We start from the raw sequence: 16,216 nt of genomic DNA on the forward strand, positions 1-16,216 counted from the left end.
GCGAAGGCATCGTCACCTCCGCCTGCAAGCGCATCGATCTGCGAGAGGTCGATAATGTCGCCATCGGCCTGGCTGAAGTCGAGGATGGTGTCGGCAAGGTGCGCGTAGCTGCCCGTATGGCCTGCCTTGAAGAGGAAGGTGTCCGCGCCCGTACCGCCGGTCATCGTGTCGATGCCCCAGTTGCCGATCAGGATATCGTCGCCGTCACCGCCCAGCAGAGTGTCGTTACCCGCGCCGCCGTTGACGACATCGTTGCCGGCCCCTCCATCGAGCACATCCTCGCCATTGTGGCCTTGCAGGAGGTCGTTCCCGCCATCGCCCGAGATGGTGTCGTCGCCCCCTTCACCGAACAACAGGTCGCGGTCGGCGCCGCCGGAGATGATGTCGCCGCCACTGCCGCCATAGATGCGGTCGAAGCCGGAATTGCCCGAGAGCGTGTCGATGCCGTCGCCGCCGAGCAGCAGGTCGCCGCCATTGCCGCCGATAAGCGTGTCGTTGCCGTCATCACCGCGCAGCATATCCCAGCCGGCCTGGCCTTCGATCACATCGTCGCCATCCTGGCCCAAGAGCAAATCGTCACCGAAGCCGCCAATTACATGGTCCGCGCCGCCCGCACCGAAGATCTGGTTGTCGTCATCGCTGCCGGTCAGAACATCCGCATGCACCGAGCCGGTCAGGTCCTCGATCGAAACCAGGGTGTCCCAGCCGGAGCCGAGCGTGTTCTGGGCCCCTTCCAGCGCGAGACTGACGGTTACGCCCGCCCACGCCGAGAGGTAAGACGCCCGGTCGTTGCCGTTGCCGCCATTGAGCAGGTCATTGCCCCCACCGCCGTCGAACGTGTCCCACCCCGCCCCGCCGTAAAGATAGTCACGACCGTCACCGCCATTTAGCCAATCATTGCCAAATTCGCCCGACAAAATATTTCCGTTTTCGTCGCCGATCAGCGTATCCGCGAAAAATGAACCCGTTAAATATTCGATTGAAGCCAACGTGTCGACGCCGGCTCCTCGCGTGTCCTGAGCGCTGGAGAGCGCGAGGCTGACAGTGACGCCCGCCGAAGCCGACAGATATGACGCGCGGTCATTGCCGTTGCCTCCGACAAGTGTATCCTTGCCATCGCCGCCTTCCAGCGTATCCCAACCGGCGCCGCCTTCCAGGATGTCGTCGCCTTCGCCTCCATCGATGGTGTCGTTACCGTCCTCTCCCTGAAGGACATCATTGTCAAAACCACCGACAATGTGATCCGCTCCACCCCCTCCTTCGGCGAGATCATCGCCAGAACCACCAAATAAGCGATCACGGCCAGTTCCACCAATAAGTTGGTCATTCCCCGCATTCCCAAAGAGCGCATTTCCAGTTTCGGTGGCGACGATCGTGTCGCCTTGCGTGGAACCGTATACGGCTGCTCCACCGATGGAGGCTTGGATAGAAGACGCTATGCCCCAGTCTTCGGGGCCCTCGACAGTTAGGAATCCGGGCAGTTCCAATGCTGATAAATCATCAGAATAGTAACGGACTTGGTTCCCGGCTCGGTCATATCCGGTCAGCTCTATTCTATAAGTTCCCGCCGCCGCGGGGATTCCTAAGTCGACAGTTCCTTGAGCTCGGCCATCGCCGTCAAGATAAATCCACCGGTCCTGGTGACCCCCATCTGGCAAATAAACTCTGATATATGCTCGATCAGCACCGGCTCCATCGTCAGACCATCGCATGGAGAATTCCAGCACTGGGCGATCGCTTTCGTCCAATGCAAACGCGGCGTCGAAGTTGCTTAGGCTGGGCGCAGCCGGATCTCCGTCCGGATTGTTCAACCATACCGCAGCATCCGGACGTGCCATCGTCAAATTCAGGGCGTTGTCCGCCACACGGATAGTGTTCACCCGATATGTCCCTGAAGGTGAATACTGATTAAGGGCGAACGCTGCTGTAGCTATGCCATCGGCGCCGACCTGGGCGTACGAAAAATAGGACTCGCCCCCCGGTCCCTCTATCTCGACTACGACATCATTTGTGTCGATACCAGCGCCACCCTCGTCGCTGACATTGAACCTGACAGAGAGTGAAAAAGTGCCATCATCACCTCTAATAGGGGTTAGAAAAGACGCATCGTCGACTACTGGCCCGAGCTCATCGCCAAATTCATTGTAGAAATCAAAGCTATTGGAAAAGCCTGACGCTTCTATTTGTGTGTCGGTGATATCAACCTCGGAGCCCTCGTTACTTATGGCCCGGATCGACCTGACCTCATAAAGATCAGACTGGGCCAAAGGATTCAGCGCAAATTCTCCTTCAAAAATCCCATTGTCCGGATTTCTGTGAAGCGTCACCCACGTTTGGACATCCCCCTGCGGCCAAAATAACAGTCGGATCGTTTGGGCTTGAGAGAATGCATCGGATAATTCGACGCTAAACTTGATGAATGCCGGGTCCTGCTCCTCGCCGCCCCTATGCATATCGATTTCGAATCCGAGCAAGTCATTCATCGCGCGACCCTTTTTCCCTATTTCCTGTCTAATTACTCACTGCTCTAGTCGAGCCGAATACACAACGGGGAACGATAGAACCCTCGCCTGACAGATGGTGTTATCGCGCGAGCCCTCTCGCAGATGGGTGGTTCGCAGCGAAAATCGCAATTCAACCCCATGTACAGTAGCGGTTGGAACGGTACGATTACAGCAAGCTTGGGGCGTGAGACCAATGCCGCGAGCCTTTCTGCCGAATCGGCGAAACGCGGACGAAACTCTAGTACGAGCCGACGTCGGGCTCTCAATTTACCCTCTACATTTCAACAGCTTGGCCTGTAATTCAAAGTGGTTTTTAGCTCATCTATTCTCCTACTCCGAACCAGACCAAAGGAGACTGAAATGGACCATGATGAGATGAAGCTGCACGGGGAAGCCTACGCGCGGTGCGTCGCGCTATTCGACGAGATCGCCGCTGAACCGCCTGCAGGCCTTTCGCGCGAGGTGTTCCTGAAACTTGTGATGCAGGCCACCGTATGTCGCTGGACGGCATTGCCGATGTCACGCGCCGAACGAGACAACTACATCAAAGCGATCATCATCACGCTGAGTGACTTGGACCCTGCTAACGCGCTCGAAGGGATGTTAGCGGTACAGATGATTACCAATCATGAGGTTATCGTCGCGTGCCATTCCCGCGCACTGAACCAAGGAGAACTTCCTCTCCACCGCGACGCAACCCAGAAGCATGCAATCAAGGCCATGGAAACATCGATGAAGCAAATGGTCGCCTACCAGCGCCTCACCTCCCAGAGGCAGGTGACCATGAAACGCATCCAGCCTCGCACTAACCCGCCGCCTGCCTTGGCCGACCGCAGTATGGACAAAGACCCGGGCATTGAGACCGTTGATCGCACACCGGTTCGCAAGGGCTCAGGGAAGTGACAGCTCGAACGGCTAGCCACCGGCGCAATGTCGAACCGATGCTGAACAGTCAGAGGTGCGGAGCAAGAACCCGTGGCGGAACGGGTTGCCGCTCCCCCGCCGTCTCGGGCAAGAAGCGATGTCGGATGCACGGCGGGGCCAAAGGGAGCGGTGCCCCAACGAACAACCAGAACGCGCTCAAACACGGGTTCTACACGCGAGACGCCATCAAGGAACGTCGCTACTTCAGCGATCTGCTCCGAGAAAGTCTCGCGACACTGAGGGAGTTCGACTAGTCACTCTCGCTGCTCTCGTGTCGCAAAGACAGCAGCGCGACGATCCGGCGCCCTAGAAAAACGCAGAGCAAGGCGGCAGCCGCCCCTCCCATGCCGAACATAAAGTCATTCCAGTCCGCTTCGCGTCCCTGCTGCATGATCATCTGGATCAACTCGATCGCGGCCGCAAAGCCCACAAGCCACATCCAGAGTTGCCGCAAGTGGAGACGCGGAAAAGTTCCTGCTGCCAGCAAGGCTAGCACTGCAAAAGCGACGACGTGCAGCAGCTTGTCGTCGGGATTACCTGGAATGCTGAAAGAAGGCAGGACGGCAAGGACCAGGACCACAAGAGAGGTCGCGCTCAAGGCGATCGCAAAGAGGCGGTAAGTGATCGGAGGTTTCCTGTCGTGGTAGCTTGCTAACGGCGCTTGACGCGAACGCCCGGTGTGGAAATCGGGTCTCCGAGGAATTCGATGCCAGCATTCTCGAGAGCCTTCTGAACTCGCTCTAGCGTTCCCGCACGCGAAGGAGGCACCCCATCGAATGCTTCAAACCTTTGAATAGTAGCCCAGCTAACTCGGGCTGCGTCGGCGAGATCCTGGGCAGAGATTGCCAGAAGAGCTCTCGCCGCACGAATTTGACTAGCGGACACCATTTGACGCCGCCCTCCTTATGCTATATTTGATAGCACAGTGCATAAGCTCGATGATCTCCTCGCTCGCTGTATCGGTGCCTACTCGCAAAACACCTTGCGTGGCTACCGCAATGATTTGCGTCATTTCCAGAGGTGGTGTGAGGCACGTGAGCAGCAATGGCTCCCCGCTCAACCGAAGAGTGTGGCGCAGTTCATAGACAATGAGGCCGAGACCAAGGCCATGTCGACGGTGAAACACCGGGTCGACGCGATCCGCTTCGCGCACCTGATCGCCGACCTCCCCTGTCCGAACCAGCACAGTGAAGTCCGTCTGGCCGTACGCCGCGCCAAGCGCAGGAAATCGACGAGGCAGCAGCAGGTTCTCGGTCTGACGAAGGAGCTCTTGGACCGAATGGTCGTCGCTTGCCCAGACACCCTCTCTGGAAGACGCGACGCTGCGCTTCTTTCGGTTGGCTACGATACATTGTGCCGGAGCGGTGAACTCGTCCTGCTACGCATCGAGCATCTAAGCCCATGCCGTACGCGGCTGCTGATCCCCCGATCGAAGAATGATCAGTTTGGTGAGGGGCGGTCAGCTTACCTCTCGGACGATACGACCGCGCATCTGAACGAATGGCTAGATGCCTCTCAGATCACTAAGGGCGCTCTTTTCCAAGGCCTACACACGCGCAAATTGGGGGAACGGCCGCTGGTGACCGCCTCGGTTAGGCGGATCGTGAAACGCGCCGCAGAGAGGGCTGAGCTGACCCGGCCGGAGGTAAGCGCCTTATCGGGTCACTCGATGCGGGTTGGCGCGGCTCAGGACATGTTTGTCGCAGGTTTCGAGACCCTCGGCATCATGCAGGCCGGAGGATGGAAGAGCCAGAACGTGCTAGCACGGTATGTCGAACATGCCTCAACGCATTCCATGCATCTCCGGCGGTGGAAGCGCCTGTCCGAGATACACGCAGAAGCAAGAATGCCGGCCCAATCGGGACTGGCACTCCAACCACGCTACGGTTGTGAACGCTAAGAGCCTTTAGCCAGAGCGCCCAGATATTCTCCATATTCGTTCTTCGCGAAACGCGACGCCCTGGCCGTCAGATCTTCGTTGCTAATCCATCCAAGCGCATATGCGATCTCGTCAGGCGAGCCCACTTGCTGCCCCTGACGCTCAGTCAGAGTGCGGACGAAATTGCCTGCATCGAGTAGTGAGGCATGCGTGCCCGTATCGAGCCAAGCGTATCCGCGGCCCATAAGCTTGACCGACAGAAGTCCATCCTCGAGATACGTCTCGAGGAGTGAGGTGATCTCGAGCTCTCCTCGCTCCGAAGGCTTCACTCGGCGTGCTCGCTCGGGCGCTGTTCCGTCAACGAAATAAAGACCTGTCACGGCATAACTGGACGGCGGGACTTCAGGCTTCTCGACGATCGCGCGAACAGTCCCGCTCTCGTCGAAATCTGCGACGCCGTATCGCTCCGGATCCTTGACGTGATAGCCAAAGACGGTGGCACCATCATCGCCGCCCGCCTCAGCGAGCATTTCGGGCAGCCCGTGGCCAAAGAAGATATTATCCCCGAGGACCATCGCGGAGGGTGCGCCATCGAGAAAGCCTTCTGCGAGAATGAAAGCTTGCGCCAGTCCGTCGGGGTTGGGCTGCACCGTATAAGACAGCGCAATGCCCCACTGGCTGCCGTCACCAAGCGTACGCTGGAACTGGACTTGGTCTTCGGGAGTGGTAATGATCAAGATATCCCGGATACCCGCGAGCATAAGCGCGCTTAGCGGGTAATAGATCATCGGCTTGTCATAGATCGGAAGCAGCTGCTTAGATACGCCGGTGGTTACGGGATAGAGGCGTGTACCCGATCCCCCTGCAAGAATGATCCCCTTGCGAACGGTCATTGCGTAATCTCCAAGTCTTTGAGAACGTTTTTCAGGCCGTGCCGCCAGTCAGGGCGAGCGATGCCAAAGGTCTGCTCGAAACTGCTGCAGTCGAGCCGCGAATTGAGCGGTCGGGTGGCCGGAGTTGAATACTCGCTTGTGGCGATGCCCTTCACTGTCACCTCGCGCCCAGCCTGCGCGAATATTGTCTCGGCGAAATCCTTCCAGCTGACATCGGGCGCCCCGCTGAAATGATAGGTGCCTGACTTCGAAGCATCATTCGCCAACTGGTCCACTAGGTCGAGGCAGGTCTGTGCGATGTCGGCCGCTGGCGTCGGGCCTCCGACCTGGTCAGCGACGATATTCAGCTGATCGCGGTCCTCGGAAAGCTTCAGCATGCTCTTCACGAAGTTGCTGCCATGGGAGGAAAAGACCCAAGACGTGCGAAGGATCGCGTACCGCCCGCCGGCCTCTTGGACGGCTTTTTCGCCAATCAGTTTTGACAAACCGTAAGCGTTCTTAGGATTGGTCAGCTCGCTGGGTTTCCAAGGCTCATTGCCGCTTCCATCAAAAACGTAGTCAGTCGAAATGTGGATGAAGGGAACGTCCATCTCAGCGCACGCCTTAGCCATCGCAGCTGGCGCCCAACCATTCACGCGGGTAGCGAGAGTGACTTCCTCTTCAGCGCGGTCCACGACCGTATAAGCCGCAGCATTGATCACTCCGTTCGGCGAGTGTTTTCGTATCGCTTCTGCACAGCTTTCAGGATCCGAGAGATCGGCCTCGTCCCGAGACAAACAGGTGACATTCCCCAAGGCTTTTAGCTCGCAAGCCACCTGCCCCGTCTTACCAAAAACGAGTATTGTCACGCTGACTTTGCCTTGCCGGTACCGAGCCGCTCACCCACGCCCTTGCGCTCCAGCAAAGGCTGCCACCACGCCTCGTTTTCGAGATACCAGGTAACCGTCCGCTCCAGCCCCTCTTCCACGGTCACAGAAGGTTGCCACCCCAGTTCATCACGTATGCGCGAGGCATTGATAGCGTAGCGAGCATCGTGGCCAGGACGATCAGTGACGAAAGTGATAAGATCGGAATACAGACCTTCGCTTCGCGGCTGGACGCGATCGAGAATTGAGCAAATCGCCTGCACCAACTCTAGGTTAGTGCGCTCATTATCGCCGCCGATGTTATAGCTCCGCCCCACCTCTCCTCGTTCTGCGACCAGCAGGAGAGCCTCCGCATGATCCTCGACGTAGAGCCAGTCCCGGATATTCGAGCCGTCGCCATAGATCGGCAGCGGCTGGCCCGCGAGGGCATTAAGAATGACGACCGGAATGAGCTTTTCTGGGAAGTGATAGGGCCCGTAGTTGTTCGAGCAGTTCGTGATGACGACAGGCAGACCGTAGGTTTCGTGCCATGCCCGGACCAAATGGTCAGAGCTCGCCTTAGAGGCGGAGTAAGGGCTCCGCGGATCGTAAGGGGTGCCCTCAGTGAACTTGACCTCGGGGTCAGCAGGTAGCGAACCATAGACCTCATCAGTGCTGATGTGATGGAAGCGGAAGCGTTCGGGCTTTCCAGCTTCCTCCCAATATTTCCGGGCCGCCTCCAGCACATTGAAGGTCCCGTTGATATTGGTCTCGATAAAATCGGACGGTCCATCGATTGAGCGGTCAACGTGCGATTCCGCCGCAAGGTGCATGACAATGTCAGGCTTGAAGTCGTCGAGTGCTTCCTGAACGCCTTCGCGATCACGGATGTCGCACTGCTTGAAACGATAGAGTGCACTTGCCTCTTCATCGCTCACATTCTCGAGACAAGCCGCATAGGTGAGAGCGTCAAGATTGAGTACCTCGTGACCTCGCTTAATCGCAAGCCTGACGACGGCAGAGCCGATGAAACCGGCACCGCCGGTAACGCAAAGCCTCATTGTTATTTCTCCCAGCAAAATGGGCTTTTGATTTGTGAGAGGGAAGGCGCCTCGGCGTCCTTCTCACTCAGGACCGGGTTCTCGGCCTTCGGCCATCCGATGCCGAGATCCGGATCATCCCAGCGCACCGAGCCTTCGGTTTCGGGAGCGTAATAATCCGAGCATTTGTATACGATCTCACTGCCCGGCTTCAGCGTCATGAAACCATGCGCGAAGCCTGCAGGAATGAAGAGCTGAAGACCGTTATCTGCACTGAGTTCGTAGCCGACCCACTTGCCGTAGGTCGGGCTGTCGAGACGGATATCTACAGCGACATCGAAAATTGCGCCGCGACCACATCGGACCAATTTCGCCTGTGCCGCCGGAGGTTTCTGAAAATGGAGACCTCTGACGGTTCCCACTTTTTCGGAGAGCGAGTGATTATCCTGTACGAACTCAGACCTGATACCTACATCGCGAAATGCGCGCGCATTGTAGATCTCAGCAAAGAAGCCTCGGTGATCACCAAACCTCCGTGGCTCCAGCAAAACAACATCAGGAAGCTTGGTCTGGATAACTCTCATTAAAGTCTCAGCTTTGTCATCGTTTAGGTTGACGAAGAAATGCGACGAATAACTTTCGCTGGGACCCCACCAACTACAGTGTCATCAGCAACGCTCCTAGTAACGGTACTATTCGCCCCAACGAAGACACCGGACCCAATGTCTATATCACCGACGACTACCGCGTTTGCCCCCAAAGTAACCCTATCTCCAAATCGCGGGTGACCTTCACGAAACCCATCTCCACCAACGGTAACGCCTTGCCGAACGAAAAAATCTGCGCCCGCGATCAACCCGCCGCCCAGAACTAACGTCCCGTTATGAGCTATAAAAAAGCGCGGACCGATATTCGCCCTCTCCGATATGTCAGTGCCTGTAATCAATTGCCCTCCACGTTTTATCAAATGCCTCAGAGGTGAAAAAATAACATTCAATGGGTACGGAAGAAGCAAAATTGCTCGAGAGATCCTATAATATAGTAATGACCATGAAGTTAGCCACAGAAAAGGAGAAAGGATGAACGCGAATGGGAATGGCTCACGCCTCCCCCAGCAGCGCTTCAAATCTTGTCGAAGAAAGCTTATCTGCTCCAGAGATTTTCTCATCTCATATCTCTTAAATAATTTTTTTCCGGAGGTACCAAAAGGAGAAAATTCCGAATGCGAGCGCGAACCCTAATACGGAAAATCCGACGAAGCTGATGCCGTATGTCGGCGTGAATGCGACCAATGCGCACGAATATGGGACAAGGACCATGACAGAAAGAAGGCTTAAACCTCTTTCATGCCCGCCCATGAAGAGAGCACTTCGCACCGTCGCGGTCGCCCCTTGAAAAAATCTCGCCATTGCAACCGCGACATACGCCATTGAGGCTTCATTCGTGAACTCAACGTCGAAAATCATATTCACCAAGGGCAACAACAAAATTGCGCCCAAGAACGCGAATAGCGAAAAAGCCAAGTTTAGATGTGTGAATTTTCTCAATGCGTGCCAGCCACTCGCGAGGTCATTTCTCGAGAATCTTGCAGCGATATTATTGGCATAAATTGTTGTGATTGTTACGGGAAGAAGGATCAAAGTGGTGATGCGCATGATAATCGCATAGAACGTCACATCGACCGGACGGAGAAAGAAACCGATTACCAAGCTATCTAATAAGGATTGCACCCCTTCGATCAGAGAGAATGCATAAAAAGATTTTGCCTGCGCCACCGATCGAAGCGGGCTTTCCCCGCGGCGCGCTGTATCTTTTTCAACCGCTGGAACCCGACCTAGGGCTAGTCGTGCACCCACCGCGACAACCAAGGTCGATAAAAAGAAGGCGGCCGCAAGAGCATAGGGCAAATCTCTTGCCAAGAATGCAATCGCCAAAAGGCTTAATGGGCCGATGACTTCAAACAAAAAGATGGAAATATTTACACGCCCCAATCCTCGGAGTAGAAATATGCTATTCCACATTGTCGCATATAATGGCGCGGATAATCCCAAAACGAGAAAGCTCGTGGCGACATTTTGAGAGTAAAATGCTGTTACAAATGCATATCCGGCAGCTGCAGCTATAACTGCCGGAATCGACGAAAAGTAAGATAGTCGCGTTAAGCGCGCCCGGGTATCCTCATCGCTGGAAGCTGCCTCCTTAAGAATATAATGATCTAACCCGAGGCGGCCTACTAGCATCGTTAGCAAGAATACACTTAGGGCGATGGAGTAGATGCCGAACTCGCTCTCCCCAAACAAACGCACTAGAATGATAACCTGAGCGGCTTTCAACAAAACCGCGGTCGCGCGGAGGGAGAGCGCGCGAATTACGACCGAGTTCTCCGCCAATCCAGCAAGAGAAATTTTTTGTGTAATGCTGATCCGAGCCCGGAAATTGGAGAGACGGAACACTTTTCTCAGCCGCCAGTCAACCACGCGGTGGCTCAGCGGGCAAAACCGGAAATACTGAATCAAAAAAATCAGAATTCGAAGCTTCGATCGCTCCGAAGAAGCTATCCGCATCTGCTCGGTCAGCTCCGTAAGTTACTTTGAACTTTTCAACTGCGTGGCGAAGCGTTGACCCTGGCAACACGACAGAACCCGGAAAGAAAGGAAATGAAGCGAATCCGCACTCCTCGGTGGTGATTACTTGAAGGCCTAGCTCTATCGCTTCGAGCACGACGATTGGGCATTCGGCCATTACTAGGCGGAAAGGCAGGAGGGCCATCTCGCACTGAGCCAACTGGGTGAAAAGCTCATTCCGCGACAGCATCCCTTCGACTACCTCAGCCCTTCGGAAGGCCTTGGCATATGGCCTAAACCTATCCTTGAGTTCGGGGCGTTCCTGGCGCACCAGAAGCCTCAAATTTTTGGTGCCAGATTCCAAAGCGAACCGGGCCACGAGATCAATACCCCGAGTTTCGAAAGGCGGCCCAACGTAAACATATTTGACATACTTCCGGCCGCTCATCTCAAGGCTTGCCTGCCCCCAGTTTCCCTTGATGAACGGGATCATCAAATAACCATTGTCACCGCGATATTGTCGATACCGCACATCCGACAGGAAAATCACACCTTGTGACTTTTGGAGGTGCCGCTCCACCCAAAAACGCGGAACGGTAGCCCCAATTAAAAGCCGCCAAAGATCACCAAAATTTCGAAAGACTGCAGCAAATCCAGCGCGCCAAAAATCTCGAATTCGATAAAGTGGGAATGTCGCGAGATAGTAAAGACGAAAGCTTTGATTTTCCGCGCCTCCGCTCCAGAGAAGATCTGACAAAGATAACGTCTTTACAACGATCCCCGAAAATCCCATCGGGACCTCTCTAATACTTGGAGCAACGCTTACTCGGTAACCTCTGATTTTCAAAGCCATAATGAGGAATTTTATAGTATACCAAGGCTGTCTTTTTGCGAGATTTTCGTTATAATCGCGAATTATAATAATAATATCATTCACGATAATGATCCAATACTTTCGCGTATATATTTTCGGAGGAGAACCCTTCAGCCAAGCATTCAGAACGTAATGAAAGTTTCATGTATTCCTGAGGAGACAGTGCCGATGCAGCTTGAAGAGCATCAAAAATCGATGAGGAGGTGTGATCATTAATTGGGATATAGGCTTCCGGATCGATGTCTTTGACCAAACCTACTTTTGTAGCAATAACTGGGGTGCCGCTTGCCATTGCCTCCAGCACTACTCTGGGGCCGGTTTCGTATGTTGAAGGCATAATCAAGAATTCAGCGGATGCGAGAGCGTCAGCCACGCCCTCGGTATCCAGCGAGCCAAGCCAAGAGACCGTATCCGGAACAAATTGTTCCGATATACGTCGCTTTAGGAGTTCAGAGAGGGGGCCATCACCTCCAAAAACGAAATGGCGTTGCCCGCCTGCACGCTGATACCGCACGATAGCATCGAAGAGTTCTGGCAAGCCCTTTCGGTATCCAAGACGACCCAGATATAGAATAAAACCTTCACGTCGATTTCCACGGCCCTTAAATACTTCCAAATCAATTGCATTGACAATTGTGGATATTTTATCCTGCCGAACGTGATAGAAATTTCTAAGTTCTTCGGCCACCCCTTCCGAAACGGAGATAATTTTGTCACTTCCTTTAATAAGCAACCGCTCCATTAACGGACTTAAAAAGTAGCCCATCAACTTATTAAGCTTGGCATGCAAGCTGATCGGTTCAATAAATTTGGTATCCGCCACCATAGTCGAATGTATGGTGGAAATAACTTTGGGCCTTTTTTCGGAGCCGGTCCTCCTTGCAGGAATCACAAGGGGAGAATGATAATGAATGATATCGAGTTCTTTGCGCCTAAAAATGGTCGTCAGAATGACAGCGAAGATGAAAGAACTAATGGCTGGTATGCTCGATGACGGAATTCGCGTGACCCTTATTGACTCGTAGGTTTCCATCGAGGGCCGCCGGAAACCGCCGGTACGGACGAAAATGGTAACGTCGCAGCCTTTGGCATTGAGATATTTGGCTAAGGAAAATACATGAGTACCCAAGCCCTCCCGAGGAGGGAAGGACCCGGAAGTCACCAAAGCAACTTTCAACCCACCTGCGGTGAGCGGGGAATGTTCTTGAATGGCCCTACCTTTAGTCTGCCAAATGCCCTCTTCGTAAATCCTTACGGAGAGCATTCGCCGAAGTCGCTGCAGCAACTCATTGGCCCTAATCATGAGCGCGCCTCTACTTTTCATGAAAAATTTTCATCTCGAACTGTCGATGAAGTTCCGCTGAAATTCGGCAGGCCAAGTCCAGCCCTCCGCTTTTACCAGGTCGCCACGATTCAACTGGCTGAGCCCTGATAGCTGCAATTCCCCTTCGCAACTCTTGCAATGAATTGGCTTCTATCGCTCGGCGAGTCAGACGGAGATGGTTGGCTAACTCCACTTGATTGTCTTGGCATTCGCCCAGCTCCTTCTTTCGAGGAACAACGATCAGAGGGCGACCAATCTCCAAAACGTCGAAACAGCTTCCGTATCCTGCTTGTGCAATGACAAGCTCTGAGCGAGCAATGAGCGCTCGGATCTCATCTCTAGGAGCGTATTTGAAGCACTCGCAATTTGGCGCTTCGGCAGTGACCCCGCATTGTGCAATGACCTGCTCGCCACCTTCCTGCGCCAAGAAGGAGATAAATTCTCTTAGGCGGCTAAATGGGTAGGGGTTAGTCCCGAAAAGACAAAAAATCATCGCCGAATGACCCCTCTGGTAAAATACTAGCCACCAAAGATCTTGGATAAAACTTTTGCAGCTCTTTACTTTGGATCACGAACACATTCGAAAATCGATAGAGTATACGTCCAGTGATCGATGGAGAGTTTATTCTCGCACCACTTTCAATAAAGATACAGATACTTCCGGTAATTCGCGATATGATGTAGAACGGGACCGCCATCCCTGCGCCGGTCGAAACGACAATAGCCGGCCTTAACCGCATCCAATACCGTATTGCCCACAGGACGTTCTTCAAAAAGAGCCAAGGTGACCGATGGCAATCCACAATTGGCATCAAGTCAAAAGCCCCAGAAGAACCGCGGTCCACAGCCCCAGGCTCAGTCAGCACGACATCGAAGGCCGGGAAATGCCGACAGACCGCTAATAATTCAGTAAGATGCCCGCCCCCAGATGCTATACCGACTATCCGCATCGCTGGAGTATCTTTTTTGCTATCTGATCCGGCCGAGAATCAGCTGTGTCAATCATGTGGAGACGGTAGATTCGAGCAATGCACCTATAGATTTTGACTTTTCTCTCATAATTCTTGTCAAATCGAATGTCCGGGCGTCTCCGTCGAACCAGATCCGGGTTACAGCTCAAGACTACGCATTCCCACGAAGCTACATGGTCTTTAATCGCGGCATCAAAAAGCCTCAAGGCGAACCGTAAATTCCCGCTTGAAAGTGCGGAATCAGCGACGATATCAATTAGATAACGGTCTGCTAAAATAAATTTCCCGTTTTTCAGAGAATCAGAAAGCTTCCATCTGGGCTTTATGAATAGGTTCCAGTCGATCCAGATGCTGAAAATGTAGATACGTCCAGCTACTCCTGAATAATTGTGATAACCCAACCTTCCGCCTGGAGTATCCTCATAGTAACTCCAACCCAAGAGGCGGCCTAGAAGATTGAACAGCCGCGCCAGTACGAATCCAAACCTTCGCCAAGAGGTGTGGGCAAACGAATGATCTTTGATCTGCTTTAGAAGCTCCTCCAAAATCGTCGACTTACCAGTACCATCGGGTCCGCTAAGGACGATTTTCATTGAAGGCCCCGATTGCCGTCGAGGGCCTGCCTGGGGGTTGGCGCATTGGGGAATTTTCTCTTGAAGATATCATTGGAAAACAAGAGCGCCGGAACCTCCCTATCATCCATCTTGTTGATGAAGTTCAATTCACTAAAGCAGAACACGTCCAGCGGCAGCCCGTTAATATTCGCCCAAAGTCTAAGTTTTAACGCGTAGCAATAAGCCCTTGCCGAACTTAGAAGACCAGAACGATGGTAAAGGCGTATATCGATGTCTGAATAACTATGCATTTTACCGCGGCAGAAACTTCCGTAAAAAAGAACCTCACGAATGCCGTGGGCCTTAGCCGTCTCTGCAAGCTTTTCGATAATCCGCGTCACATCTCGCATCGAGAGAGCGCGCGCCAATCCTAGGTACCGAAGCATCACCGGAATTTGACTGTTGACGAAAAAGTTCGCGAAATGCCCGGCTACAAAGGACCATAGCAGTCCAATGCCGGCCGCATAGAAGAGCACCGCAAATATTATTGTAACCAGTACTTTGAAGAGCCGCTCTCCCGGCGTCATATAAAGAACACCTTGAAATATCATATAGGATATCAATACAGGTATGGGCTTATTGATTAGCCTGTTTGCGAATTTGTACTTTTTCTCTGCCATCGTCAATTCTTTGAGGTAGTGCCCTTGCTTAAAAATTAAGCTCCCAACGCTCTATACAAAGTAAGATATTTCTTGGTCACTTCGGAAGGCTCAAACGGTTTAAGTTTAAGGTGCGCATGCTCCGCGATGCGGTGTCGAGACCTGTTCCAACCCATTACTGCGACGATTGCAGCGGCCAACGCCTTTTCATCAGGCTCCACAATAGCACCCGTTTCGCCATCGGAAATGATCGACGCGACATCCCCGACGGGTGTTGAGACTACGGGAATGCCACAGGCCAAGGCCTCCTTAACCACCGTGGGCGATGCCTCATGTTGGGAGGTTAGGACCAGAACCTTCGCAGAAGATATCGCGAGGGGAACAATATCGGGAGGAACTGCACCCGCCATGCAGACCGCCCGAACAAGCGCGGAATTTTCGATTTGCTTGCTAATCAAATTCGCATCTTCACCCTCCCCTGCGATGACCAATTTCGCTTCTGGAAGCTCCGCGAGCACTAGCTCCCAGGTCCTTAAAAGTAGCGGCAAGTTTTTGACGTGCGCGATCCGCCCTACGAAGAGACAAACGTCGCTATCTGGATATGGCGAATCCGGCCAAGGGGGACGATCTGGACTAAAGGATTGGAGATCAATCATCGAGGGAATTATGGATATATCAGATTGATCAATTAAATTTCCGTGCCTTTGTTTAAATTGATCAACCACGTCCGAACTTACTGCAACAATTTTTGTCGCTCGTTTAAGAAGAAAACCTTCGATATTGCGAAATATTGGAAATACAATTCGAGAAGCAAGCCGACCGAAGCGCTTAGGGAAAACTGTGAAGGTCCTACCGTGTAAGGTCACGATGCAGCAAAAGCGACGACCCAAGAAAGGCAAGCAATAATATAGTCGATGAACATGAATGACAGCGCTTACATCACGTAGATACCATATCCTGGCCCAGATGAGTCCTAGCAAAAAGCGCCAGGTGCTGTTTGCAGATTGAGCTACGGGAATGTAACGGATTTTTCCACGGGTCTCCGCTTTCCCCCCAACTCCGAGGAAGACCATCTCTGACACGGAGTCGAGAAGTGAATTCGTCAAGTTCTGGACATATCTGACTCCCCCCCCCCTGTCCGTTCTCAAATGGGTTCGTCTGGTAAACCATTACTAGCAATGCAGG

The 16,216-nt window shown here is 53.4% G+C and carries 17 protein-coding genes; 3 read left to right on the forward strand and 14 right to left on the reverse strand.

Annotated elements, in window-relative coordinates:
- On the reverse strand, positions 1 to 2,483 hold a 2,483-nt coding region (locus tag GRI69_RS16015; RefSeq protein ID WP_272916457.1), incomplete at its 3' end, for a calcium-binding protein.
- Positions 2,484 to 2,864: 381 nt separating this feature from the next.
- Here GRI69_RS16015 and GRI69_RS04300 point away from each other — a divergent pair.
- Both GRI69_RS04300 and GRI69_RS16385 read left to right on the forward strand, forming a co-directional pair.
- Positions 2,865 to 3,407 carry a hypothetical protein gene (locus GRI69_RS04300; RefSeq protein WP_160727047.1) on the forward strand — a complete coding sequence of 181 codons (543 nt, stop codon included), beginning with the start codon at positions 2,865 to 2,867 and terminating at the stop codon, positions 3,405 to 3,407.
- Positions 3,408 to 3,445: 38 nt separating this feature from the next.
- Positions 3,446 to 3,682 (forward strand): HGGxSTG domain-containing protein, encoded by a 237-nt coding sequence (locus GRI69_RS16385; protein ID WP_419957063.1) that lies wholly within the window; start codon positions 3,446 to 3,448, stop codon positions 3,680 to 3,682.
- On the opposite strand, the gene GRI69_RS04305 is transcribed toward GRI69_RS16385, so the two are convergent.
- Positions 3,679 to 4,026: a VanZ family protein gene (locus tag GRI69_RS04305; RefSeq protein WP_160727048.1), complete on the reverse strand. Its 348-nt coding sequence runs from the start codon at positions 4,024 to 4,026 to the stop codon at positions 3,679 to 3,681. The two genes, GRI69_RS16385 and GRI69_RS04305, sit on opposite strands and share 4 nt — an antisense overlap.
- A gap of 327 nt (positions 4,027 to 4,353) precedes the next feature.
- Between GRI69_RS04305 and GRI69_RS04310 the strand changes: the two genes are divergently transcribed.
- On the forward strand, positions 4,354 to 5,328 hold the full coding sequence (locus GRI69_RS04310; RefSeq protein WP_160727049.1) for a tyrosine-type recombinase/integrase: 975 nt from the start codon (positions 4,354 to 4,356) through the stop codon (positions 5,326 to 5,328).
- Here GRI69_RS04310 and rfbA read toward each other — a convergent pair.
- The 12 genes from rfbA to GRI69_RS04370 form a co-directional block, all read right to left on the reverse strand.
- A complete protein-coding gene (gene rfbA / locus GRI69_RS04315; protein ID WP_160727050.1) occupies positions 5,325 to 6,200 on the reverse strand; it encodes a glucose-1-phosphate thymidylyltransferase RfbA in 876 nt (291 codons plus the stop codon). The two genes, GRI69_RS04310 and rfbA, sit on opposite strands and share 4 nt — an antisense overlap.
- Positions 6,197 to 7,048 carry a dTDP-4-dehydrorhamnose reductase gene (gene rfbD, locus GRI69_RS04320; protein WP_160727051.1) on the reverse strand — a complete coding sequence of 284 codons (852 nt, stop codon included), beginning with the start codon at positions 7,046 to 7,048 and terminating at the stop codon, positions 6,197 to 6,199. Before rfbD ends, rfbA begins: the two co-directional genes overlap by 4 nt.
- A complete protein-coding gene (gene rfbB, locus GRI69_RS04325; protein WP_160727052.1) occupies positions 7,045 to 8,106 on the reverse strand; it encodes a dTDP-glucose 4,6-dehydratase in 1,062 nt (353 codons plus the stop codon). The genes rfbD and rfbB overlap by 4 nt, the downstream gene beginning before the upstream one ends.
- A 2-nt stretch (positions 8,107 to 8,108) precedes the next feature.
- Complete coding sequence (rfbC, locus tag GRI69_RS04330) at positions 8,109 to 8,669, reverse strand: dTDP-4-dehydrorhamnose 3,5-epimerase (protein ID WP_160727053.1); 561 nt, start codon at positions 8,667 to 8,669, stop codon at positions 8,109 to 8,111.
- 23 nt (positions 8,670 to 8,692) lie between these two features.
- Entirely contained in the window at positions 8,693 to 9,253 is a 561-nt protein-coding gene (locus GRI69_RS16390; protein WP_160727054.1) for a serine O-acetyltransferase, read from the reverse strand.
- A gap of 10 nt (positions 9,254 to 9,263) precedes the next feature.
- The gene (locus GRI69_RS04340; protein ID WP_337191023.1) at positions 9,264 to 10,562 is read right to left on the reverse strand and encodes a lipopolysaccharide biosynthesis protein; all 1,299 of its coding nucleotides are present in this window, start codon (positions 10,560 to 10,562) and stop codon (positions 9,264 to 9,266) included.
- Positions 10,555 to 11,586 carry a glycosyltransferase family protein gene (locus tag GRI69_RS04345; RefSeq protein WP_160727056.1) on the reverse strand — a complete coding sequence of 344 codons (1,032 nt, stop codon included), beginning with the start codon at positions 11,584 to 11,586 and terminating at the stop codon, positions 10,555 to 10,557. Before GRI69_RS04345 ends, GRI69_RS04340 begins: the two co-directional genes overlap by 8 nt.
- A complete protein-coding gene (locus GRI69_RS04350; RefSeq protein WP_160727057.1) occupies positions 11,579 to 12,847 on the reverse strand; it encodes a glycosyltransferase family 4 protein in 1,269 nt (422 codons plus the stop codon). Before GRI69_RS04350 ends, GRI69_RS04345 begins: the two co-directional genes overlap by 8 nt.
- Complete coding sequence (locus GRI69_RS04355; RefSeq protein WP_160727058.1) at positions 12,837 to 13,274, reverse strand: glycosyltransferase; 438 nt, start codon at positions 13,272 to 13,274, stop codon at positions 12,837 to 12,839. Before GRI69_RS04355 ends, GRI69_RS04350 begins: the two co-directional genes overlap by 11 nt.
- A 40-nt stretch (positions 13,275 to 13,314) precedes the next feature.
- Complete coding sequence (locus tag GRI69_RS16395) at positions 13,315 to 13,797, reverse strand: hypothetical protein (protein ID WP_419957061.1); 483 nt, start codon at positions 13,795 to 13,797, stop codon at positions 13,315 to 13,317.
- A 610-nt stretch (positions 13,798 to 14,407) separates the two neighbouring features.
- Positions 14,408 to 15,052: a nucleotidyltransferase domain-containing protein gene (locus GRI69_RS04365; RefSeq protein WP_160727060.1), complete on the reverse strand. Its 645-nt coding sequence runs from the start codon at positions 15,050 to 15,052 to the stop codon at positions 14,408 to 14,410.
- Positions 15,053 to 15,087: 35 nt separating this feature from the next.
- Positions 15,088 to 16,179 (reverse strand): glycosyltransferase family 4 protein, encoded by a 1,092-nt coding sequence (locus GRI69_RS04370; protein WP_272916458.1) that lies wholly within the window; start codon positions 16,177 to 16,179, stop codon positions 15,088 to 15,090.
- Between the last annotated feature and the right edge of the window lie 37 nt (positions 16,180 to 16,216).

Source organism: Qipengyuania vulgaris (assembly GCF_009827325.1).
GTDB classification, from domain to species: Bacteria; Pseudomonadota; Alphaproteobacteria; order Sphingomonadales; family Sphingomonadaceae; genus Qipengyuania; species Qipengyuania vulgaris.